Source organism: Sphingomonas oligophenolica, assembly GCF_039522915.1.
Taxonomy (GTDB): domain Bacteria; phylum Pseudomonadota; class Alphaproteobacteria; order Sphingomonadales; family Sphingomonadaceae; genus Sphingomonas; species Sphingomonas oligophenolica.
On record NZ_BAAAEH010000066.1, the window covers coordinates 1 to 22,500 of the forward strand.

Annotated in this window: 25 protein-coding genes (1 of these 25 only partly in view); 15 read left to right on the forward strand and 10 right to left on the reverse strand. The window is 65.5% G+C overall.

Translation table 11 applies throughout. The features are described from left to right. Positions 1–77 precede the first annotated feature (77 nt). Genes ABD050_RS28310 through ABD050_RS28330 form a run of 5 tightly spaced genes read left to right on the forward strand, consistent with a single transcriptional unit; the run spans position 78 to position 2,701 of the window. The gene (locus tag ABD050_RS28310; protein ID WP_343892936.1) at positions 78–581 is read left to right on the forward strand and encodes a retropepsin-like aspartic protease family protein; all 504 of its coding nucleotides are present in this window, start codon (positions 78–80) and stop codon (positions 579–581) included. Between the two features lie 48 nt (positions 582–629). After that, positions 630–1,523 (forward strand): DMT family transporter, encoded by an 894-nt coding sequence (locus ABD050_RS28315; protein ID WP_343892937.1) that lies wholly within the window; start codon positions 630–632, stop codon positions 1,521–1,523. Then, on the forward strand, positions 1,520–1,999 hold the full coding sequence (locus ABD050_RS28320; protein ID WP_343892938.1) for a GNAT family N-acetyltransferase: 480 nt from the start codon (positions 1,520–1,522) through the stop codon (positions 1,997–1,999). The genes ABD050_RS28315 and ABD050_RS28320 overlap by 4 nt, the downstream gene beginning before the upstream one ends. After that, positions 2,000–2,320, forward strand: coding sequence for a DMT family transporter (locus ABD050_RS28325; protein ID WP_343892939.1), 321 nt, complete (start codon positions 2,000–2,002; stop codon positions 2,318–2,320). Positions 2,321–2,329: 9 nt separating this feature from the next. Next, the gene (locus ABD050_RS28330; protein WP_343892940.1) at positions 2,330–2,701 is read left to right on the forward strand and encodes a TfoX/Sxy family protein; all 372 of its coding nucleotides are present in this window, start codon (positions 2,330–2,332) and stop codon (positions 2,699–2,701) included. Here the strand turns inward: ABD050_RS28330 and ABD050_RS28335 are convergent. The 4 genes from ABD050_RS28335 to ABD050_RS28350 form a co-directional block, all read right to left on the reverse strand. Next, positions 2,649–3,323, reverse strand: a complete 675-nt coding sequence (locus ABD050_RS28335; protein WP_343892941.1) for a hypothetical protein — start codon at positions 3,321–3,323, stop codon at positions 2,649–2,651. The two genes, ABD050_RS28330 and ABD050_RS28335, sit on opposite strands and share 53 nt — an antisense overlap. 11 nt (positions 3,324–3,334) lie before the next feature. Continuing rightward, complete coding sequence (gene ppa / locus ABD050_RS28340; RefSeq protein WP_343892942.1) at positions 3,335–3,868, reverse strand: inorganic diphosphatase; 534 nt, start codon at positions 3,866–3,868, stop codon at positions 3,335–3,337. 8 nt (positions 3,869–3,876) lie between these two features. Next, on the reverse strand, positions 3,877–5,796 hold the full coding sequence (locus ABD050_RS28345) for a M61 family metallopeptidase (RefSeq protein ID WP_343892943.1): 1,920 nt from the start codon (positions 5,794–5,796) through the stop codon (positions 3,877–3,879). A gap of 86 nt (positions 5,797–5,882) precedes the next feature. Then, positions 5,883–7,790 (reverse strand): M61 family metallopeptidase, encoded by a 1,908-nt coding sequence (locus ABD050_RS28350; RefSeq protein ID WP_343892944.1) that lies wholly within the window; start codon positions 7,788–7,790, stop codon positions 5,883–5,885. Positions 7,791–8,213: 423 nt separating this feature from the next. Here ABD050_RS28350 and ABD050_RS28355 point away from each other — a divergent pair, with 423 nt between their 5' ends. Continuing rightward, positions 8,214–8,717 carry a DUF5681 domain-containing protein gene (locus ABD050_RS28355; protein WP_343892945.1) on the forward strand — a complete coding sequence of 168 codons (504 nt, stop codon included), beginning with the start codon at positions 8,214–8,216 and terminating at the stop codon, positions 8,715–8,717. Positions 8,718–8,742: 25 nt separating this feature from the next. Here ABD050_RS28355 and lepB read toward each other — a convergent pair whose 3' ends face one another. The 3 genes from lepB to ABD050_RS28370 all read right to left on the reverse strand — a co-directional run bounded on the left by lepB (position 8,743) and on the right by ABD050_RS28370 (position 10,439). Beyond that, positions 8,743–9,627: a signal peptidase I gene (gene lepB, locus ABD050_RS28360; protein ID WP_343892946.1), complete on the reverse strand. Its 885-nt coding sequence runs from the start codon at positions 9,625–9,627 to the stop codon at positions 8,743–8,745. Positions 9,628–9,764: 137 nt separating this feature from the next. After that, positions 9,765–10,049 carry a helix-turn-helix domain-containing protein gene (locus ABD050_RS28365; RefSeq protein ID WP_343892947.1) on the reverse strand — a complete coding sequence of 95 codons (285 nt, stop codon included), beginning with the start codon at positions 10,047–10,049 and terminating at the stop codon, positions 9,765–9,767. Positions 10,050–10,097: 48 nt separating this feature from the next. After that, on the reverse strand, positions 10,098–10,439 hold the full coding sequence (locus tag ABD050_RS28370; RefSeq protein WP_343892948.1) for an EF-hand domain-containing protein: 342 nt from the start codon (positions 10,437–10,439) through the stop codon (positions 10,098–10,100). 156 nt (positions 10,440–10,595) lie between these two features. Here ABD050_RS28370 and metB point away from each other — a divergent pair, with 156 nt between their 5' ends. Further along, entirely contained in the window at positions 10,596–11,756 is a 1,161-nt protein-coding gene (metB, locus tag ABD050_RS28375) for a cystathionine gamma-synthase (protein WP_343892949.1), read from the forward strand. 9 nt (positions 11,757–11,765) lie between these two features. After that, positions 11,766–12,326: a DUF488 domain-containing protein gene (locus ABD050_RS28380; RefSeq protein WP_343892950.1), complete on the forward strand. Its 561-nt coding sequence runs from the start codon at positions 11,766–11,768 to the stop codon at positions 12,324–12,326. A 69-nt stretch (positions 12,327–12,395) separates the two neighbouring features. Here the strand turns inward: ABD050_RS28380 and ABD050_RS28385 are convergent, their stop codons facing one another. Beyond that, positions 12,396–13,025 (reverse strand): DUF1345 domain-containing protein, encoded by a 630-nt coding sequence (locus tag ABD050_RS28385; RefSeq protein ID WP_343892951.1) that lies wholly within the window; start codon positions 13,023–13,025, stop codon positions 12,396–12,398. A gap of 68 nt (positions 13,026–13,093) precedes the next feature. Between ABD050_RS28385 and hisS the strand changes: the two genes are divergently transcribed. The 6 genes from hisS (at position 13,094) to ABD050_RS28415 (ending at position 20,645) form a co-directional block, all read left to right on the forward strand. Then, positions 13,094–14,344: a histidine--tRNA ligase gene (gene hisS / locus ABD050_RS28390; protein ID WP_343892952.1), complete on the forward strand. Its 1,251-nt coding sequence runs from the start codon at positions 13,094–13,096 to the stop codon at positions 14,342–14,344. After that, on the forward strand, positions 14,341–15,414 hold the full coding sequence (prfA, locus tag ABD050_RS28395; protein WP_343892953.1) for a peptide chain release factor 1: 1,074 nt from the start codon (positions 14,341–14,343) through the stop codon (positions 15,412–15,414). Before hisS ends, prfA begins: the two co-directional genes overlap by 4 nt. Before the next feature lie 15 nt (positions 15,415–15,429). Further along, on the forward strand, positions 15,430–16,326 hold the full coding sequence (prmC, locus tag ABD050_RS28400) for a peptide chain release factor N(5)-glutamine methyltransferase (RefSeq protein ID WP_425542524.1): 897 nt from the start codon (positions 15,430–15,432) through the stop codon (positions 16,324–16,326). 253 nt (positions 16,327–16,579) lie between these two features. After that, positions 16,580–17,584 carry a DUF4167 domain-containing protein gene (locus ABD050_RS28405; protein WP_343892955.1) on the forward strand — a complete coding sequence of 335 codons (1,005 nt, stop codon included), beginning with the start codon at positions 16,580–16,582 and terminating at the stop codon, positions 17,582–17,584. 134 nt (positions 17,585–17,718) lie between these two features. Continuing rightward, positions 17,719–19,113 (forward strand): DUF4139 domain-containing protein, encoded by a 1,395-nt coding sequence (locus ABD050_RS28410; RefSeq protein WP_343892956.1) that lies wholly within the window; start codon positions 17,719–17,721, stop codon positions 19,111–19,113. Positions 19,114–19,118: 5 nt separating this feature from the next. After that, complete coding sequence (locus ABD050_RS28415; RefSeq protein ID WP_343892957.1) at positions 19,119–20,645, forward strand: DUF4139 domain-containing protein; 1,527 nt, start codon at positions 19,119–19,121, stop codon at positions 20,643–20,645. A gap of 15 nt (positions 20,646–20,660) precedes the next feature. Here the strand turns inward: ABD050_RS28415 and ABD050_RS28420 are convergent, their stop codons facing one another. Next, entirely contained in the window at positions 20,661–20,939 is a 279-nt protein-coding gene (locus tag ABD050_RS28420) for a hypothetical protein (protein ID WP_343892958.1), read from the reverse strand. Positions 20,940–21,020: 81 nt separating this feature from the next. On the opposite strand from ABD050_RS28420, the gene ABD050_RS28425 reads away from it, so the two are divergent. Next, a complete protein-coding gene (locus ABD050_RS28425; RefSeq protein ID WP_343892959.1) occupies positions 21,021–21,449 on the forward strand; it encodes a CBS domain-containing protein in 429 nt (142 codons plus the stop codon). On the opposite strand, the gene ABD050_RS28430 is transcribed toward ABD050_RS28425, so the two are convergent. Continuing rightward, positions 21,437–22,500: the 3' portion of a lipopolysaccharide biosynthesis protein gene (locus tag ABD050_RS28430; RefSeq protein ID WP_343892960.1), read on the reverse strand. Its footprint extends 448 nt past the window's final position; 1,064 of the gene's 1,512 nt are visible here — the last part of the coding sequence; its start codon lies off the right edge, out of view — the gene reads right to left on this strand; the stop codon is at positions 21,437–21,439. The two genes, ABD050_RS28425 and ABD050_RS28430, sit on opposite strands and share 13 nt — an antisense overlap.

Here is a 22,500-nt window from a genome sequence, read left to right on the forward strand (position 1 = left end):
CGGTCAGACGCTTCTGCCAAAAGACCGAGCGCACATTATGCACCGAACTTTAGATTCGGGTGACTAGGCTGGCGCTCATGAAGATCATGCTCGCCATCGTCGTCGCGATGGGAATCGCCATCGGCCTGGCGGTTCCCGTGGCGAAGGGGCCCGGGTCGCCGGCCAAGGTTGCGCCAGCTGCCACGGTCGCGGCGGTCGCTGCCGTGCACGAGGAGAAGCCGGTCGATACCGTGCTTGATCGCGCCAGCGGCGGGCATTTCCTCGCTGTCGCCGACGTGAATGGCGAGCCGATCCGTTTCGTGGTCGATACGGGTTCCGATGTGGTTGCGCTGACGATGGAAGACGCGAGGCGGGCGCACGTCCCGTTCGATCCAACGCAGTTTCAGGTGATCGGCACCGGCGCTTCGGGGCCGGTGCGCGGGCAGGAAGTCCTCATCGACAAGATCGTCCTGGACGGCAAGCAAGCGACCGCTGTGACTGGCGTGGTGCTCGAAGGCAGCCAGCTGTCGCTGCTCGGTCACACCTATCTGCGCCACCTGAGCGACGTGCAGATCAAGGGCGACCAGATGATCCTGCGCTGAAGCGCGGCACCGGGTGACGGCTCCCGCGATGGCCGCTATGCGGTCGCCATGAACCGCAGCCAATCCTCGATTGCCTTTACCATCGCCGCGATCGGCATCGCCGTCTATTCAGGCATGGACGCAGCCATGAAGGGGCTCAGCATCGCCAGCGGCGCCTATAGCGCTGTGCTGTGGCGATCGATCGTCGGCGCGGTGCTGACCGGCACGATCTTCGTTGCGCGCGGCACGAGCTGGCCGGAACGCGACGCGCTCCGCCTCCACATCACGCGCGGCCTCGCAGCGGGGATATCGGTGCTGCTGTTCTTCTGGGGCCTGGTCCGGGTGCCGCTGGCGCAGGGCGTCGCGCTGACCTTCCTCGCGCCCTTGATCGCGCTTTACCTCGCAGCGGCGATGCTCGGCGAGCGCATCCGCCGCGCGGCGATCCTCGGGTCAGTGATCGCCTGTATCGGGGTTTGCGTCATCGCGCTCGGCCAGGCGCGGGCGGACCCGTCCGCCAGCTCGCTCTACGGCTCGGGGGCGATCATCCTCGCCTCGATCCTCTATGCGTGGAGCCTGATCCTGCTCAGGCAACAGGCACAGCTCGCCGATCCGATCGAGGTCACGCTGTTCACCAGCCTCGTCATCGGCGTAGCGCTGCTGTTCGGCGCGCCCTGGTTCGCATCGCTGCCTGCCGCGACCCAGCTGCCCATGATCGGCCTCGCGGCGGTGCTCGGCTCCTTCTCGGCGGCGATGCTCGCCTGGGCCTATGGCCGCGCCGAGGCGCAGGTGCTTGCGCCGGTCGAGTATACCGCCTTCGTCTGGTCGGCGCTGTTCGGCTGGCTGATCTTTCGCGAGCCTGTCTCGCTCTACACCGTGACGGGGGCCGGGCTGATCATCGCCGGCTGCCTCGCCGCGATCCGCGGCACCGCCGCTCCCGCTCCGCAAACCGAGGCCGCTGCATGACCCAGATCCGTTTCGCCCGCCCCGAGGACGTCTCGACGATCCTCCGCTTCGTCCGCGAGCTCGCCGAGTTCGAGCGCGAGGCCGACAAGGTCGTCGCGACCGAGGCATTGCTCCATGAGGCAATGTTCGGCGAGCGGCCCGTCGCGGAAGCGGTGATCGCCGAGCGGGAGGGCGAACCGCTGGGCATGGCCTTGTTCTTTCACAACTTCTCGACCTGGACGGGGTGGCGCGGGCTCTATCTCGAGGATCTGTATGTGACGCCGGAGGCGCGCGGGCAGGGGGTCGGCGCTGCGTTGCTGCGGCATCTCGCCGGGATCGCGGTCGATCGGGGTTGCACGCGCTTCGAATGGGCGGTGCTCGACTGGAACGAGAAGGCAATCAGCTTCTACAAGGCAATGGGCGCCGAGCCGATGGACGAATGGACGGTGAACCGCGTCTCCGGCGATGCACTGACCAAACTGGCCGGGCGGGGCTGAATGGCCTGGGTGGCGCTGATCGTCGGCGGGCTGTTCGAGATCGGCTTCACCACCTGCCTTCGCCATGTCGAGGGCTTCCGAAACATCCCCTGGACGCTCGGATTCCTCGGCTCGGTCGCGCTGTCGATGGGGTTGCTCGAGGTCGCATCGCGCTCGATCCCGATGGGGACTGCCTATATCGTGTGGGGCGGGATCGGCGCGCTCGGCACGGTGATCGTCGGCATCGCCTGGTATGGCGAGGCAGCGAGCCTGCCGCGGCTGTTGCTGATGCTCGGCATTGTCGCCTGCATTGCGGGATTGAAGCTGACCGCACAGAGCTGAGGAGGGCATATGGCGTTCGACCAGGGGCTTGTCGACTGGATCGCCGAGGCGCTCGAGCCCGTCGGCGCGGTGACGCTGCGCAAGATGATGGGCGGTGCGACGCTCTATTGCGACGGCACGATCTTCGCGATCGTCGCCGGCGATGGCGTCTGGTTCAAGTCGGACGCGGTGAGCGATGCCGAATGGGACGCGGCCGGGTGTACGCGCTTCACCTTCACCATGGGCGACGGGCGGGTCGACACGATGAACTATCGCAAGGCGCCCGACGATGTCTATGACGATGCCGATGCGATGCGCGACTGGGCCTCGCTGGGGATCGCCGCCGGACTCAGGAATCCGTCGAAAAAACGCGCGGCCAGAAAGAAGCGACAAGCGCCGTAAGGAGCAGGGCAACCCAGGCGATGAGGAAGCCCTGCATCATCGTGCCGGCTGAAGGGGCCACGAGACCAAAAAATGCGAACAGCCCTCCCACGATCATGATTCCCGCCGCGATTCGGCGGCGCCATGATGTGTTGCAGAGGATTGCGCCGATTTGAATCGTGCCGAGCGCGAGCAGGCCGAACTTCACATGCACCGCCCACCAGAGGCCATGGAGCAGGGCCGGCGTTCCGGGCAGGCGATCGAGGATAGCGCCCAGCAGGAAGCCCTCGATCTCGTCGGACAGCGCCGCGCTGAGGAAGAGGGCGAGCGCCAGTTGCCGGACCCGGCCGCGCGCGCCGGCGGCGATCGCGCCGAGGATCAGGAAGGCGGTGTAGCTCGGGATGAAGCCGAGGCCGTCGAGGAGCAGCCCGGTCTTCTGCGCAGCGACGAGAGTCGAGGTGCAGGGCTCGGCCCCGAACAGGGTGGCGACGTCGGCGGTGGTGCGGGCGAGCTCGAACGCGATGATCGGTTCGAGCCCGCCGGTCGGGCCACAGGCAACGAGGCCGGGGATGCGCGCGAACAGCGAGGAGACGGTGAAGGCGACGATCCCCGCCGCAGCACACCATCTCCACGCCTTCCGCATTGCCCCGCCCTTTATTTGGCCTTTGCTGCCGCCTCGATTGCCTCGACGACGATTCGCTTCGCTTCCTCGGCATCGCCCCAGCTGCCGATCCGCACCCATTTCTGGGGCTCGAGATCCTTGTAGTGGGTGAAGAAATGCTCGATCTGCGCGAGCACGATCGAGGGCAGATCCTGCCGCTCGCCGACATCGGTATAATAGGGAAAGGTCGTATCGACCGGCACGGTGATGAGCTTCTCGTCGCCGCCGGCCTCATCCTCGAGCTTCAGGACGCCGATCGGGCGGACGCGGACGACGCAGCCCGGGATGAAGGGCGAGCGCGCGATTACCAGCGCATCGAGCGGATCGCCGTCGGGTGACAGGGTGTGCGGCACGAAGCCGTAATTCGCCGGATAGCGCATCGGCGTGTGGAGGATCCGGTCGACGAACAGCGCCCCCGATTTCTTGTCGAATTCATATTTCACCGGCTCGCCGCCAACCGGCACCTCGATGATGACGTTGAGGCTGTTCGGCGGATCATCGCCGACCGGAATCAAATCGATGTTCATGAAAGTCCCTATTTTGCTGCAATCAGCCGATCTAGCCCGGCTTCGCCGGTGCTGGTCCTCTCAAGGTGCGGATAGCGCAGGCCGCCATGATAGTCGACCGGGACGATGGTGAAGCGATCGCGATTCTGGATCAGCAGGACGATCGGGTCCTTGCCGGTCTTAGCCGCAGTGATCGCGGCGCGCAGCCGGGGCGCGTCCCAGACCAGCCCGTTGATCCCGACGATCGTGTCGTCCGGCTTCAGGCCGGCCTTGAAGGCGGGGCCGTTCCACAACACGCTGGTGATCCTGCCCTTGGCGTTGACGTTGAGGCCGAGCGAGTAAGTGAGGTTGATGCCCTTGATCTTGGGGCCGGCCTCCTTGGTCGTCGCATTGGGCTCGTCAGTGAAGACGAGCTTGTAGCCGGCCTTTTCGATCCCGGCGAGCGTCGTGGTCGGGCTGGTGCCGTCGAGGCGCCGGCGCAGGAAGCTCGCCCAGTCATAAGGCTGGACCTGGTTGAGCGCGGTGACGACATCGTCGAAGCGATAGGTCACCTCATGATCCCACTGGCCGGGCTCGACGCCGAAGAACAGCGCGGCGAAATCGTCCAGGCCCTTGGTGCCGTGGCTCAGTTCGCGAATCGTCTGGTCGGCCTCGAGCCAGATCAGCTCCGAGTTGCGGTAATAATCATAGCCGCGCGACCAGCTTGCCCAGGCGCTGGTATCGCCATGCCCGGTCAGGATCGGATCGTTGGTGGTATCCTGGAGCGGCCGCCAGTCCATGCCGGGTGTGCCGGCGGTGTAATTGGCCGCGACATTGGCGAGCGTGTCGAGATATTCCTGCTTGCTCCACACGCCGGAGCGCGCCGCGAGCACATCGCCCCAGAACTGGGTCTGGCCCTCGTAAACCCATAACAGGCTATCCTGCATCGGCGTGCGGTAATCGGGGGTCCAGAGATCGGCGGGGCGGCGGAACTTGCCGTTCCAGCTATGGGTGAATTCATGCGCGGTGACATAGCGGTTGGCGACGTTGGCGCCCCACTCGGTGAAGAAGTCGCCGTCAGCCGAATTCTCCGAGCTGCGATGATGTTCGAGCCCGTCGCCCGACTGCACGTCGGATGCAGCGAGCAGAAAGTCGTAATGGTCGAAATGGCGCGTGCCGAACAACCGGTCGGCCTGGACGACGAGCGCCTTCTGCGTCGCGATCTGGGCCGGGGTGATCGCGAGTTCCTCGGGGGTGTCGGCGACGATATCGAGCGACACGGCGGGGTCGAGCGCGATCTGCTTCGCGTTGAGCCCGGCATAGACCGGCGAGTCGATCAGGATGTCGTAGCGGGCCTGGTCGTATGCGACCCGGTTGCCGGCCTTCACGCCGCGCAGCGCGCTGAACGCAGTCCATCCCGCGGGATAGGTCGCGCTCGCCTTGACCTGGATATCGCGGACATAATGGCCAGCCGGATACAGCGAGACCGATTCCCATTGCAGGTTGAGCAGGCTCGGCGCTGCGACGACGCGGTAATCGCCGCCGCCAGCGACCGGCGAGAGATACTGGAAGCGGGCCTCGATCGCCTTCACCCCCGCGGGCACGTCGACGTGAAAGGCGTACATGTCGACCGTGTCGCGGGTCCAGGCGAGCGGCTTGCCGTTCGCGGTGATGGTCAACCCGGCGACATTCTTGATCTGACCGGACGGCGCATGGTTGCCCGGCTTCCATTCCGGATAGAGCAGGACGAGCGGCCCGCTCTTGACCGGGATCGTCTCGCGGACGGTGAACAATCCCTGGGCGACGTCGGTCGTATCCACATCGAGCGTGATCGTGCCGGGATAAGGCGTGTCGGCCGCGGCGGGGATCGCGTCGGGCAAGGGAGAGGCGACCGGCAGGCCCTGCGCGGCGGCGGCTGTCGACAGCAAGCCAGTGCCAGCCAGCAGCGCGAGAAGATGTCCCGACTTCATCACCAATCCTCCATCAGAGCGCGATCCCGCTCCACGGTGTTTCTTCATTCCTCCCCATCAGCGATGGGGAGGAAGTTTTCAGTACGTCATTTCGGCGTGAGCAGCTTGTCCAGCCCGCCTTCTCCGGTGCCGATCTTCTCGAGGTGCGGATAACGCAGGCCGCCATGATATTCGATGCTGACCGGCTCGATCCGGTTGCCGCTCTTCACGAGCAGCACGATCGGGTCCTTGCCTGTCTTCGCCGCGGTGATCGCCGCCTTGAGCAGCGTATCGGTATAGGCAGCACCGTTGACCGCGAGGATCGTGTCGCTGGGTTTCAATCCGGCCTTGAAGGCCGGTCCGTCCCATTGGACCGAGGTGAGCGCGGCGTCCTTGTTGAGCGCGAACCCGATCGAATAAGTGAGATCGGTCGACTTGCGGGTGGTCTCGCCCTGCTTGAAGGTCGGCGCCGGCTCCTCGGTATAGACGAGCTTGTAGCCATTGGCCGCGAAGCCGCCGAGCGGCGCGGGTGCGCCGACCTCGGTCAGCCTTTTGGTGAGCAGGCCGCCCCAGTCATAGGGCTGGATGCTGTTGAGCGTCGAGACGACATCGTCGAAGCTGTAGGTCACCTCGCCATAATCGCCGTCGGTCAGGCCGAAGAATTTGGCGGCGAAATCGTCGATCGACTTCGTCCCGCCCGATTGCTTGCGGAGGATCGAATCGACCTCCATCCAGACCAGCAGCCCCTCATTGTAATAATCCTCCGAGCGCTGGTTGCTCAGCCATCCCTTGGGCCGGCGCTGCGAGATCGTCGGATCATTGGTTGTGTCGAGCAGGTCGCGCCAGTTGCGCGCCGGGCGATTGTCGAGCTGGGCCATGATTGCTGCGTACTGGTCGAGCGTATCCTGCTTCGACACCAGCCCCGAACGCGCCTGGAGGACATAGCCCCAGAACTGAGTCTGGCCTTCATAGACCCAGAGCAGAGAATCGCGCATCGGGGTGCGGAAATCGGGGGTCCACAGGTCGGCACCGCGGCGGAACTTGCCGTCCCAGCTATGGGTATATTCGTGCGGCAGCAGGTTGCGCGCGCCGATATTGTTCTTCCAGTCGATGAAATAGCCCGGCTTCACCCCGTCCTCGGACGAACGGTGATGCTCGAGGCCCTGGCCGCCAATCTCGTCCGACAGGGAGAACAGGAATTCATAATTGTCGTAATGCTGCGTGCCGAACAATCCGACTGCCTGCTCGACGAGCCTCTTGTGGGCATCGATCTGCTCGGGGGTGGCGGCGAGCTCGGCGGCATTGTCGGCATAGACGTTGAGGTTGACGCGCGGGCTGAGTGGCCATTGCCTGTAATAGCGCCCGGCGAGCACCGGCGAATCGACCAGGACCTCATAGTTGGTCTTGTCATAGGTATAGAGCGACCCGACCGCCTTTGACGGCAGGCCCGACGAGGCATGCCAGCCCTCGGGATATTTGACCGTCGCCCTGACCGGGATCTGGCGGGTGAAATAGCCGGCCGGATAAAGACTCATCGAATTCCACTGCAGGCGGAGGATGTCCGGCCCCATCACGATGCCGCCCTGGTCCGATGCGGTCGCCGAGGCGAATTGCAGGTCGATATCGAGCGCCTTCACGCCCTTGGGGACATTGATGTGATAGGCAAAGACGTCGACCGGATCGCGCGTCCAGGCGAGATCCTTGCCGCCGGCACGGATATGCAGGCTGACGACCTTGTCGAGCTGGCCGGTCGGCGAATGGTTGCCCGGCAGCCATTTCGGGAAGAGCAGCACCATCTCGCCGGCCTCGGCGACCGGAATCGTCTCCTTCGTGGTGAAGATGCCGCGCTTCGTGTCGGTCGCGTCGATGTCGAGCGTGATCGTGCCAGGATAGGGAATGTCGCGCGCATCGGGGATGGTGTTGACCCATGGCACCGGCTGCGGCTTCGAATTCTCGGCAAGGGCGGGAAAGGCGACTGAGGCAAGCAGAGAAACAAGCGCGACGCTACGGATCATGGAGAAAAGGCCTTCCGGCAAGAGGTCGGACAAGAGGTGGCTTAATAGGGCAAGGCACCGCCCGTCCAGAGGTGCGACTCGGCGACGGTGGCGCGCGGGCGGCGCGGATTGCAATTTCGTGTCGCCGGAGGTTCGCACGGCGCGCGTCTTCCCGCTGTTTTCCGCTGTTCCGCGCAATTTATTTTTTTCGCCGCTGTTACGGTGGAAAAATGCTGGCAATTCATCAACCAAAATCAATGACTTGCATATGAATCCCGCTGTTATCGAATAACAGCGGAGAACAGCGGGCGTAACAGCGAAAAATCGTGACCGAACAGCGGGGTGAACAGCGAGAGGAACAGCTGGAACAGCGGAGTCGCGATTCAACTGGTGGGTGAAATCGGCTCTGGAGGTGGTCGGACGAAGCATGGCCGGAGAAATGACATGACCGAGCGGGAAGTGGAATCGCGGGTAATGCCGGGGGAGGATGCCGACAAGGAAAGGGCAGCGCGCGTGCGCGGGCGGCCTTTCATCAAGGGCACGTCGGGCAACCCGGCCGGGCGGCCGCGCGGGCGCTTCGCGACCGGCGCGCCGGGCGATCGGCTGCCCGGCGCGGACCGGCCGACCCGGGCAGCCATTCTTGCCGAAGCCTATCGGCTGGTGACGGTTGAGGAAGGCGCGGAGGCAGTAACGCTGCCGGCCAACCGTGCCGTGTTCAGGGCGCTGACCAACCGGGCGCTGAACGGCAGCCAGATCGCGCAGCGGCGCTGGACCGAGATCGTCCAGAAGGCCGAGCTCGAGCAGATGCAGGACCAGCTCGCGATCTACAATGTGATGGAGCGCCCGCCCTTCGGCCATGAGGACGAGGCCTATGAGGACGATATCCTGGTCGACCGGCGATCGGGGACGGTGGTGATTCGGTCGGTCGGGGGCGTTGAAGAGGAGTGATAAGGGCGCTGTCCTGCGGACCCCCTCAGTGCGCTGTTTCGGGCCGCAGCGACGTGCCGGCACGATCGCCCCTGAAGGCGGAGAACCAGCTGAGCGGATTCCATGTCGCATCGCCCTTCAGCGAGAAGGTCACGAACTCTGCCCTGCCGCCGATATTCTCGAACGGCACCGCGCCGCCAAGGCCATGGAACTCGAGCGGCACCCGGCTGTCGGCACTGTTGTCGCGATTGTCGCCGAGAAGGAAGAGATGGCCCGCCGGCACGGTATAAGGCGGGAAGTCGTCCTCCTCGCTGCGGCCGAAATCGAGCGTGTCCCAGTAACGGCCGCCGGGCAGGGTTTCGCGGAGCATGTGAAGGCGGCAATAGGCCTTGCCGTCGTTGCCGATGACGCGTGCCCCGGCGAATCCCCAAAATGCCCTTTCGGGATCAGGGTCATGCGCATCGCATCGGAAATTGCCGTCGATCGGCAGCAGCCGATAGCCCATGTCCCGAGTTTCGATCGGCTTTCCGTTGAGCCGGACCCGGCCACCGCTCAGCTGGATCCTGTCGCCGGGCAAGCCGATGACGCGCTTGATCAGATCCTCGCCGCGGCGATCAGCGCCCGGCGGAATCACGATCACGATATCGCCTCGGTCGGGCATTCGGCCGAACAGCCGCCCTTTCACGAAGGGCAGGAGATGGAAGCTCGCCGAGGCGTAGGACCAGCCATAGGGATATTTGCTGACGACGAGGCGATCGCCGACCTGCAAGCCCGGCATCATTGATTCGGACGGGATGTAGAAGGGCTTTGCGATCAGGCTGTGGAGGCCGATCACCAGAAGAAGCAGCATGAGGATGCCCCGTATTTCGGCGAGCCAGCGGATTCCTGTGCGGGTGGACGGGGGCGGTGCGGTGAGATTTGTGTCGGTCATGCCGACAGATGAAGCGGCCTCAGGCCCGGCGATCCAGCAGGACCGTGTCCGGACAGGGAAAAACCGTGTCCGGACGCGTCGAATGAAGCGGCCGACTCTTCATTCGTCGCAGTTAAAAGCATTTGGACGGTCGAAACTCATCCAACCTTTGCGAGGATTTGCTGCACGCCTTCCGGATCCGCCTGGATCATCTTCAGTAAGGTCAGCGACCCCGTGTCAGGCGCGCGGCGTCCCTGCTCCCAATCGCGAACGGTGGCAGCGCGGAAGCGAAAGGCATCTGCAAACTTCGCCTGGCTGAGCTTGGTCGCCGACCGCACCGCTTTCACATCGATAGTCGCGACCCGGCCTCGGCTATGATCACCCTCGGCATAGGCGATTGCGTCGTCCAGGCCCGCCATCATCATGTCGAACGCTTTGGTCATTTCTTACCTCCAAGACTGCCGACCAGCCGCTTGCATGCCATCGGCTATCTAGCGCGTCCTAAATTCCTCGTAGCTCAGGACACCGTCATGGTTGCGGTCGAGCTGGTCGAAAACGGGGCGTGTATTTTGGGTGGCCCAGGCAAAGGACGGGGCGGCGGCCCCGAGGCCGAAAACAGCCCCGGCAACGCTCGCCGCCAGGATGCGCCAGGAGACGGCCCGCCGCCGGCGAGGGGGCGCCCGCGGATCGAGCTGATCGTCGATGAACAGCCTTATCGCCTCGCTGGCGGTCAGCCGCTCGTGGCGGCATCGTTCCATGAACGCTGCCTTTGCCTCGTGCGACAGCCTGATCTCGATCGTTTCGCTCTTCTTGGGTGGCTTGACGGACGCCATCGGAAACTCCCCGATATTTCGTTCGCCTTTTATCACGCTCCGGCGCGGGCGGCCACTCGGGGTGCGACATTTCAGCTGGAACGGGCGCGGGGGATTGTCGGGCCGGGTCGCGACCTGCAAGGCAGTGAGGACGACATGGGAATCGCGAGGAATGATATGACCGATCCGCTGAAGGCCGAAACCATGGCTGCAGCCTATGGCGTCGCCAGCGACACCCAGTTCGGCGCGGTCTCTCCGCCGCTCCATCTGTCGACCACCTATGCCTTTGAGGGGTTCGAACGCCCGCGTCGCTACGATTATGGCCGCGCCGGCAATCCCAATCGCGACATGCTGGGAGAGGCATTGGCCGCGCTCGAAGGCGGCGCCGGCGCTGTCGTCACCTCGTCGGGCATGGCGGCGATCGATCTCGTCCTCGGCCAATTGGGGCCGGCCGACCGGGTCGTCGCGCCGCATGATTGTTATGGCGGCACGCTGCGTCTCCTGAAGGCGCGCGCCGACAAGGGGCAATTTCGGCTCGCCATTGTCGATCTTGCGGACGCGGCGGCGCTTGATGCCGCGCTCGTCGACTCACCGGCGCTCGTGATGATCGAAACCCCGAGCAATCCGCTGATGCGCGTCACCGATATCGCTGATGTCGCGCGTCGCGCCAGGGCGGCGGGCGCCGCGACGATGGTCGACAACACCTTCCTTTCCCCGGCGCTGCAACGGCCGATTTCGCTCGGTGCGGATTATGTGATTCATTCGACGACCAAATTCCTCAACGGTCATTCCGACGTGATCGGCGGCGCCGTGGTGGCTGCGCGTGCTGACGATGCGGATGCATTGCGCGCCTGGGCGAATGTGACCGGGGTGACCGGATCGCCCTTCGATGCCTGGCTGACGTTGCGGGGGCTGCGGACCCTGTTCGTCCGGATCGAGCGCCAGCAGAAGACGGCGGGCACGATCGCTGCCTTCCTGAAGCGGCAGCCCCAGGTTGTCGCAGTCCATTATCCCGGGCTGGAGGACCATCCCGGGCATGCGCTCGCCGGGCGCCAGCAGCGCGGCTTCGGCGCGATGCTCAGCTTCGAGCTCGCCGGCGACATCAATGCCATCCGCCGCTTCTGCGAGGGTGTCCGGGTGTTCACGCTGGCCGAGTCGCTGGGCGGAGTCGAAAGTCTCGTCGCGCATCCGGCCACGATGACTCATGCCGAGATGGGGGCCGAGGGCCGGCGGGTCGCCGGAATCAGCGACCAGGTGCTGCGCTTGTCGATCGGCCTCGAGCATGAGGACGATCTGCTTGCCGATATCGCGCACGCTCTCCTGCTCGCGCAAGACTAGGCGAGCGCGTTGGCGCCGAGCGAAAAGCCTCCGGTCTATACGGTCGGCCACTCGACGCGGAGCATCGCGGCATTCGTCGACCTGTTGAAGGTCGGCCAGGTCGACATGGTGGTCGATATCCGAAGCATGCCGCGATCGCTGACCAATCCGCAGTTCAACCTCGATTCGCTGCCGGAGGCGCTTTCGACCTGGCAGATCGGCCATATGCTGATCGAGGAGCTTGGCGGGAGGCGGCCAAGGTCGAAGACGGTACCGCCCAAGGTCAATGGTTTCTGGACCAACCAGAGCTTCCATAACTATGCCGATTATGCGCTGTCCGACTCGTTTCGGCGGGGGTTGTCGCGCCTCATGGCGTCGAGCCTGGAGCGGCGGTGCGCGATCATGTGTTCGGAAGCCGTCTGGTGGCGGTGCCATCGGCGATTCGTCGCCGATTATCTTCTTCATGGCGGAACGCAGGTCTTTCATCTGATGGGCGATGCGCGAATTGACCGCGCCAGGATGAACGAAGCGGCACGGCCTGACGGCGTGTCGCTCGTCTATCCCGCCGTCGAGGCGCTTCCGGCAGGATAGTCGGGGCCAGGCGCGGATCGCGCGCGCCGCCCGGATCCCGCTGGCGCGGCTGTACCGCGATCGATTGGGTCAGCCGCCGCCGAGCACGTTGATCGAAAAGGCGAGCACGCCGATGTTGAACACGAAGGCGGCGAGGCACTGGCCGATCGAGATGCGGCGGATCCGCCAGGATTCGATCTGGGTGTCCGATGTCTGGAAGGTCATGCCGAGGGTGAAGCTGAAATAGACGAAATCCCAGTAATCGGGCTCGTCGCAGCCCGGGATATTGATGCCGCCGCTGTCTTTGCCGCCATCCTCGACATAATAGATATGCGCATAATGCAGCGCATAGACGGTGTTCGAGAACAGCCAGGCGAGCACCAGGGTCGCGACGAGCAAGGTCGTCTTCAGGATATTGCCCTTGTCGCCCTGCATCTCGCTGGCGACCGAGACAAGGACCACCATCAGCACCACCGCCGAGAGGCCGAGCAGCAGCGCCCGGTTGGCGTCATTCTCCTTGGCGAACTTGCGCATATCGTCGGCCTTGCTGCGGAGCAGCGGGGCGACGAGGGCGAGGAACAGGGCGCTCGCGATGTCGAAAGCGGCCATGGTGCCGAGCCCCTTGCCCAGCATCGGGATGAGCACGACGAGGCCGATCGCGAACGCGACGACGAACACCACGAACCGCACAGGGGCGATCTTGTTGCCGAGCTGAATCACACGTCATTCCCCTTTGAATCGCGAGGGCCTAGCGCTCGGGCCGGGCCTCGCATAGATAGCGCCGCCTTATGGCCCGCATCGAAACCCCCAAACGCATCCGCGGCACGCAGGATATCTTCGGCGACGAGCAACGCCGCTTCGCACGCGTGCTCGAAGCGTTCGAAACTGTCCGGCGGCTCTATTGTTTCCAGCGGGTGGATATTCCCGTGTTCGAATCCACCGCGGTGTTCGCGCGGTCGCTGGGCGAGACGACTGATGTGGTCTCGAAAGAGATGTACACCTTCGAGGATCGCGGCGGCGATTCGCTGACCTTGCGGCCTGAATTCACCGCCGGGATCGCGCGCGCCTATCTGACCGAGGGCTGGCAGCAATATGCGCCGCTGAAGCTCGCGACCGCCGGGCCGGTGTTCCGTTACGAGCGGCCGCAAAAGGGACGCTTCCGCCAGTTTCACCAGATCGATGCCGAGGTGATCGGCGCGGCCGAACCGGCCGCGGATGTCGAATTGCTGGTGCTGGCGGATCAACTGCTGCGCGAACTCGGCATTCAGGACGGGGTGACGCTCCAGCTCAACACGCTCGGCGACGCTGAGACGCGCGACGCCTGGCGCGGTGCGCTGGTAACGCATTTCGGGCGGAATGCGGGCGACCTGTCCGACGACAGCAAGGCGCGGCTCGAACGCAACCCGCTGCGTATCCTCGACAGCAAGGACCCGAAGGACCGGCCGATCGCCGATGCGGCGCCGGGCATCGACGCCTATCTGACCAGCGAGGCGGGCGCATTCTTCGAGAATGTCACCAAAGGACTCGATGCGGCCGGGGTGGCGTGGACGCGCAACGACCGGCTGGTGCGCGGGCTCGATTATTATCGCCACACTGCGTTCGAGTTCGTGACTGACCGGCTCGGCGCCCAGGGCACGGTGCTCGCGGGCGGGCGCTATGATGGGCTGATCGGCTCGCTCGGCGGGCCGGAGACACCCGGAGTCGGCTGGGCGGCCGGGGTCGAGCGGCTGGCGATGTTGCTGGCCGAGCCCGAGATCGAGCGGATCGAGGCAGTCGTCATTCCGATGGGCGACGCAGCCGAGGCGCGGGCACTCGGTATCCTGGCCGATCTGCGCCGCGCCGGCATCGCGACCGACATGGCGTTTCGCGGCAACATGAAGCGGCGCATGGCCAAGGCCGATGCGTCGGGCGCGCGTTTCGCGGTGATCCTGGGCGAATCCGAGCTCGCCAAGGGGGTCGCCTCAGTCAAGGCGCTCGGCTCCGGCGCGCAGTCGGAGGTGGCGTTCGCTGACCTGGTCGGGGCGCTGCAAGCTTCATGACCGGCATCTCCCCCGAGCGGATCGCGCAGATCGAGGCGCGGCGGGACGAGTTGCAGGCGCAGATGGCGACCGGCGACCTGCCCTCCGAGCGCTTCGTTGCCGTCTCCAAGGAATATGCCGAGCTCGAGCCGGTCGCCCAGGCGGCGGGCGCGGTGCGGCGGCTGCGCGCCGAACTCGAGACGCTCGCCGCGATGGAGGAGGAGAGCGATCCCGAGGTTAGGGCGATGGTGCGCGAGGAGATCGACTCGATCCGCTCGACGCTTCCCGAGGCCGAGCGCGCGCTCGCATTGTCGCTGCTGCCGCGCGATGCGGCGGACGAGCGCGCGGCGATGCTCGAAATCCGCGCCGGCACCGGCGGCGACGAGGCCGCCCTGTTCGCGGGCGATCTGTTCCGCATGTACCAGCGCTATGCCGAATCGCAGGGATGGCGGGTCGAGCTGATCTCCGCCTCCTCGTCCGATTCCGGCGGTTTCAAGGAAGCGATCGCCTCGGTCGAGGGCAAGGGCGTGTTCGCCAAGCTCAAGTTCGAAAGCGGCGTCCACCGCGTGCAGCGTGTGCCCGTGACCGAGGCGGGCGGGCGGATTCATACGTCCGCCGCGACGGTCGCGGTGCTGCCCGAGGCCGAAGAGGTCGACGTGAAGATCGACGACAAGGATCTGCGGATCGATATCTACCGCTCGTCGGGGCCGGGCGGGCAATCAGTCAACACGACCGATTCGGCGGTGCGGATCGTGCATATCCCGACTGGGCTTGTCGTCATCCAGCAGGACGAGAAATCGCAGCACAAGAACAAGGCCAAGGCGATGAAGGTGCTCCGCACCCGCCTGTACGAGCTCGAGCGCGATCGGCTGCATAGCGAGCGCGCCGGCGCGCGGAAATCCATGGTCGGGTCGGGGGATCGTTCGGAGCGGATCCGGACCTATAATTTTCCGGACGGGAGGGTGACCGATCATCGGATCGGCCTGACCCTGCACCGGCTGCCGGAAATTCTCGACGGCAAGATGGACGAGCTGATCGGGGCGCTGATTGCGGAGGACGAGGCTGAAAGGCTTGCGTCGCTGGATGCGTAAATTCCCCTCCCATTTATGGGAGGGGCTGGGGGAGGGCATGGCCTCCTCGCGGCGACCTTTGTGACAAGCCCTCCCCCAACCCCTCCCGCAAGCGGGAGGGGAGTAAGAAGAGCTCTCGCGGAGGCGGCCGATTCTTTTGCAGGCGTCTCCGAAACCCCGCGTCTCGACGCCGAGCTGCTGATGGCCCACGCCCTCGGCATCACCCGCGAGGCGCTGCTGCTTCGTCATCTCGACGATCTCACCCCTGCGACCTTCGCCCCGCTCGTCGCCCGTCGCCTGAACCACGAGCCGATCGCCTATATCACCGGCACCCGCGCCTTCTGGACGATCGAGCTTCGGGTCGGGCCCGGCGTTCTCGTGCCGCGTGCCGACAGCGAAACCTTGATCGAGGCGGCGGTCGAGCATTTTGCCGGCCGCGTGCCGGCGACGATCCTCGATCTTGGCACTGGCCCCGGTACCCTGCTGCTCGCCGCGCTCGATCAGTGGCCCGCAGCGGTCGGGCTCGGCGTCGACGCGTCGGCCGAGGCGCTTGGTTATGCGCGCGCCAATGCCGATCGACTGGGCATGGCGACCCGCGCTCGATTCGAGGTCGGGGACTGGGCCGCAGCGGTGGCCGGGCGCTTCGACCTGATCCTCGCCAACCCGCCTTATATTGGCACCGTCGAGCAGCTTCCACCGGAAGTGCGCGATCACGAGCCTCCGGCCGCGCTGTTCGCGGGCGCCGACGGCCTCGACGCCTATCGAGTGATCATCCCCCAGCTTCCGCGCCTGATGGCACCCGGCGGCGTGGCGATCCTGGAGATCGGCGCAACACAGGCGAACGCGGTTACCGCCCTGCTCATCGCGCAGGGCCTCTCGGTCTGCCTCCGCGATGATCTCGGCGGCAATCCGCGCGCGCTGGTCGCGACTTGAACTTGCCCCAGATCAGCACAATATTCCTCTTGGAGATTGGCTCGCCAGCCGCTATGAGCGGGGCAGGGGCACGCGTTTTCATCATAACCGGTTGAAAATGGGCTGTTGCCCGCTCCCTTCGTCATGAAGTCGCTGTCGTCCGGCGACCGTGGCAGGCCCGTTTCGCCGATGGTCGGCGTGGACGAGCCAAGGGGCATGCATCCACATTTCTGGAGCACGACCGGGTTGGTTTCGAAGGACAGGACAACAACACTTGATCAATAATCGTCAGGCCGGCCGCCGTCGCGGTCGTGGCGGGCAGCAACAGCGCCCGCAAGGTAATCCGGGCCGCCAGGATAATGGCAACCGGATCGACAACCGTGCGCGCGGCAACGCCGCCCAGCTGCTCGAGAAATACAAGACTCTCGCGCGCGACGCCCAGATGCAGGGCGACCGGGTCAACACTGAATATTATCTCCAGTTCGCGGACCATTATTTCCGCGTCCTCGCCGAGACGCGCTCGCGCTTCGAGGAGAACAGGCGCCAGAACGGTGGCGCCGCCTTTGAGGAGGACGAGCAGGAATATGACGAGGATGGCGAGCCGATCGCGCGCCCCGAGCCGCGTATGGCCGAGCCCCGTCAGTCCGAACCGCGCCAGAACGGCAATGGCTATAATGGCGGCCAGGATCGCCAGGACCGTGGCAATCGCCAGAATGAAGGCGTGAACGGCAACCAGCAGTCCGGGCAGCAGTCCGGGCAGCAGTCCGGGCAGCAATCCGGGCAACAGGCCGGCCAATATGACGACGAGCGCCCGCGCGCGCGGGGCAACGGCAACGGCAACGGCAGCGGCTATGAGGGCAATAGCGATCGTTATGCCCGCGACGATCGGAGTGATCGCAGCGGGAACGATCGCGCTGCGGGTGATCGCGGCAACCGCGCGCCTTATGGGCAGGAGGACGAGGATCGCGCTCCGCCCCGCCGCGTGGCCCAGCCCCGGCGCGAGCAGGTTCAGCGTGAACCGCAGGAAGCGCCGGCTCGCCAGGAGGCTCCGGTCGCCCGCCAGGACGCAGCGCCCGAGGTGGTGCCCGCGGCCCAGGATCGCCCGCGCCGTGGCCGTCCGCCGCGTCGCCCGGTCGAGGAAGAGGCTCCCGCCATGTTCGAGGCCGATCTCCTGCCGCCGTCGCTGAACATTTCGGCGGTTGTGCCCGACGAGGCCGAGGAAAAGCCCCGCCGTCGCCGTGGCCGTCCGCCGGCGAGCGAGACGACGACGGCGAGCTGATCGTCCGGTAACGAAGAAAACGGGCCGGTCCTGCGACAAGCGGGGCCGGCCTTTTTCATGACCGCACACGCTGCGCTGTTGACGTCACCACCGACCCGCCTAGCATGCCCTGACAGCAATCTGGGAGGATGGGCATGCGGGTGTGGATCACGATGGCGCTCGCCGTGCTGCCCGTTTCAGCCACAGCCCAGACCCAGCTGCCAAACAGGCAGGGCGGGAACGCCCAGGGCGATGTGGCGATCACCATCTATTCGAATGACGTCGCGCTGATTCAGGATACCCGCCAGCTCACCCTCCCGGCCGGCGTCTCGCGCCAGGATTTCCCCGATGTCTCGAGCAATATCCGGCCCGCTACGGTGCGGCTGAGCGCGGCCGGGACCGAGATCGTCGAGCAGAATTACGACTATGATCTCCTCTCGCCGACTGCCTTGATGGAAAAGGCGGTCGGGCAGAATGTCACGCTGATCCGCACCAATCCGGCAACCGGAGTCGAAACCCGCGAGGTGGCGAAGGTGCTTGCGTCGAATGACGGTGTCGTTCTCCAGATCGGCAACCGGATCGAGGTGCTGCGCGAGGACGGCCTGCCCGTCCGGGTCGTGTTCGATTCGCTGCCGCCCAACCTGCGCGCGCGCCCGACCCTGTCAGTGACGCTCGACACCAGGGCCGCCGGGCCACGCCCGGTGACGCTGAGCTATCTCGCCAGTGGCTTCAGCTGGAGCGCTGATTATGTCGCGCTGTTCGACGAGGCGAAGAGCGTGATCGATGTCCAGGGCTGGGTGACGCTCCAGAACAATAGCGGCACCAGCTTTCCCGACGCCGATACGCTGCTTGTCGCGGGCAACCCCGGCGCCAATGGCAATCGCAATACAGGCTATGCGCCCGGCAGGAATCCCGGCACTGAGACCGCGGCAAGAGCCCGGCTCGGTGACTATTATCTTTATCCGATCAAGAACCGCACCACGCTCGCCGCCAACCAGCAGAAGCAGGTCAGCTTCCTGAACGTGTCCAGCGTGCCCGCGCGCAAGGCCTATGAATTCCGCAATGCCTGGCTGAATGCGCCTAGTGATCCGCAAAGCGCGGCGACCGTGCTCGAATTCTCCAGTTCGAAGGAGGGCGGGCTGGGCGACGCGCTCCCCGCCGGTACCGTTCGCGTCTATATCCGCGATGCCAAGGGCCAGCCGCAATTCATCGGCGAGAACAGCATCGGCCACACGCCAATGGGATCGAGCCTCGCGCTCAAGACCGGCGAAGCATTCGATGTGAAGGTGAAGCCGGTGGTGGAGAGCCGGACACGGCAGGGGAGTTCCCGGTGGCGTTCGGCGATGCGTTACAGCTTCACCAATGCGCGGCCCGAAGCGGTGACGGTCGACCTCGTCCAGGCTGGGCTCGACAGCGGTTATGACGACACAAGGATCATCGACGAGAGCCAGCCGAGCGAGCGCCGCTCGTCGAACGAGGCGGTGTGGCATGTGTCGGTGCCCGCCAATGGCGAGGCGACGCTGACCGCCACCTTCGAAACACGGTACTGATTCGGTTGCGCGGGCTGATCGCCCTGTCGGCGATCGCGCTGGTCGTGGCCGAAGTTCCGGTCGCGGCGCAGGAGGTCGTCTCCTCGCCGGGCCCCGATTCGGTGTCGGTCACGGTATATCGGGCGCCCAATCGCGGTGCCGACGAGGAGATCGACAGGAATAATCCTGATGGCTTCGCACTGATCACCGAGACCAGGACGGTGCGGCTTCCCGCGGGCCGCTCGGTGATCCGGTTTCAGGGGGTCGCCGGCAATATCTTTCCCGAAACCGCGCTCGTCAGCGGCCTGCCGCAGGACGTGCGCGAGAAGAATCTCGACGCTGACCTGCTTTCCCCGCGCAGCCTGTATGATCGGGCGCTTGGCCGGCGGGTAATGATCCGGCGCACCAATCCGGGGACGGGCAAGGTCATCGAGGAACAGGCGACGATCCGGTCCTCCGCTGACGGCGCCGCGGTGCTCCAGACCGGCGCCGGATTCGAGGCGAAATGCTCCGGCTTGCCTGAGACCCTTGTCTATGACGGGGTGCCCGATGGCCTGTCCGCCAAGCCGACGCTGTCGATCCAGACCGACAGTGACGCGACGCGCACCGTGAAGCTCACGCTTTCCTATCTCGCCGGCGGGTTCGACTGGCAGGCCGATTATGTCGTGCAGATGCGCTCGGACGGGCGCGGCGCCGACATGATCGCCTGGGTGACGCTCGCGTCGAGCGACGTGACGAGCTTTGCCAATGCCGGAACGCAGGTGGTTGCGGGCAAGCCGAACCGCAGCTCGGACTGGAGCGATTTCGGCCATTATGGCGATGATGAGCTGGAGCTTGAATGCTGGCCGGTGGGTGCTGCCGTGCCCCCACCTCCGCCTCCGCCGCCGCCGCCGCCCATGGAAATGTCCGCGCCGGCGCCGATCGCGGGATTGGCGGCCAACGACATTGTCGTCACCAGCGCACGCAGGGCGAAGCAGGAGGAGCTGGGCGACTTCAAGCTCTATCGAATCGAGGATCCGGTCACGGTCGCATCGAAAGCGCAGAAGCAGGTCGCGTTCCTCTCGAAGGACGCGGTGCAGCTCGCGGTGGTCTATGTCAGCGACATATATGAGGATGGCGACGGGGATCCGGTGCTGACCCTTCGCGCGAAGAACACTATCGCCAGCGGCCTCGGCGTGCCGCTACCGGCGGGCCGTGCCGCGGTCTTCGAACAGGCCGGGGACCGTCCGATGCTGGTCGGCGACTCATCGACTGACGACAAGGCGGTCGGCGAGGACGTCGAATTCAAGCTCAAGGACACGGTCGGCGTCGATACCGATATCGAGGATCTCGAGGAGAAAGGCCGCACCGCGCGCTACCGGCTGACGGTCACCAACGCGAACCCCTGGCCGATCGCCTATGAAGCGAAGCTGCGCGGCGATCGCGGCGCGAAGATCAGCGCCGACGGCGTCAAGCTCGGCAAACGCGATGGCGTGACGATCTGGACGGCGACGGTCCCCGCCAACGGCACGGCGACGCTGGACTATCGAATCAGGAACCCGAAGGACGATTGAACTGATCGGGGCACGCTATTCCCGGCGATCGACCGATTCGTCGTGTCCGGTGCCCGAGCTCAGAAACACCAGCCCCATCAGCGCCGAGGCCATCAGCACCGATCCGCCGATGCCGCCGATCGCCGCGAGGACCGCGATCAAAGTGAGCGGTCCGTAGAAATAGTTCAGCGCCACCGCCGCGCTCACGCCGGCGACCGCCGAGGCCAGGCCCATCCAGGCCATGATGCGGCGGTAGCGGCCCCAGGCGAAAGCAGCATATTCGGGGTCATCGAGTCCGGTTTCGGGTTCGCTCATGCTTCCCATTGAGCTCCAAACGTGGAATCCTCAAGCGCCTCAACAGACTCGAAAAACGAGCCACGCACGAGGAGTAGATCGATGACGATAGCAGCGATCCTGAGCGGCAAGGGGCGCGAGGTGATTTCGATCACCGCGCACCAGAGCGTGGCGGAGGCGGTGGCGCTGCTGGCCGACCGACGAATCGGCGCGGTGCCGGTGATGGACGGCGCCTCGGTCTCGGGGATCTTCTCCGAACGCGACGTGATCCATGCGCTGAACAGCCACGGCGCAGCGGCGCTCGACCTGAAGGTGGGGGAGGTGATGACCGCGCCGGCCATCACCGTCAGCCCGGTTGAAGCGGTGATCGGCGCGCTCTCGCTGATGACTCGCCGGCGAATCCGCCATTTGCCGGTGGTCGAGGGTGGCCGGATCATCGGGCTCGTTTCGATCGGCGATCTCGTCAAATACCGGATCGACCGGATCGAGGCCGATGCCGAGGCGATGCGGAGCTATATTCAGTCAGCCTGAGCATCCGGCAGGGATTCGGCCGCCGGCATCGGACGATGCCGGAGGATCGCGACCAGCTCGCGCACGACCTGGCGCGCGAAGAGCAGGAGCCAGGCGCCGTAGACAAGGCCTCCGGCGGCGACGAGAATCGCCAGATGCGGCAAGGAGTGGAGCGGCGGCAGCGCGCGATCGACCAGGATCACTGCCAGCGCCATCGCAAGCGCCGCCAGCAGCGCAGGCGCGATCGCCTCGGCGACATGGCGGACATCGGTGCCGATCACCGGCAGCGAACGCCACATGCTGATGCCGAGATAGAGTGGATAGGCGCAGATCCATGCGGTCGCGAGGCCGGCGGGGCCCCAGCGCACGCCGATCAGGAAGCCGATTGCCAATAATATTGAGCCCGCCGCGCCGTTGCGTACCCCGATTCCCGGGCGGCCGCGCGCGTCGCAGGCCGGCTGGAGCAGCACCTGCAGCGTCATGAACGGCATCGCCAGCGCAAGCAGCCGGACAACCGGGACCGCCTCGCGCCATTTGTCCCCCAGGGCAGTGATCACCAGCGGCTCGGCGGTGACGGCGAGGCCGGCATAAAAGGGCAGCGCGGCGACCATGATGATTCGCACGCTGCGGTTGAACGCCATCGCCACCGCTTCGGTGTCGTGCTGGATTCTGGCATAGGCCGAGAAGGCGACTTCGTTCAGCGGCGGCACGAATTTCGAGACGAAGATCTGGGTGAGGAACAGGCTGGTCGTATAGATGCCGAGCATATGCGCGGTGAAATGCCGGCCGGCGATGAACACATCGGCCTGGCTCTGCGCGAACCAGAAGAGCTGGCCCGCCGCCATGATCCCGCCATAGCGCGCGATGTTTCCCGCCCCGCGGAAATCGAAACTCGGCCAGACCAGGGATTTCGCCGCGATCGTCATGCCGACCGCCCGGGCGGCGAAGAAGACGATCGGCGCGAACACCAGCGTCCATACCCCCAGCCCAGCCAACGCGCCGCCGAGCGCCGTGCTCGCGCTGCCGATCGACGCGATGATGTTGACCCGCGCCTGCAGCCGGAAGTCCATCG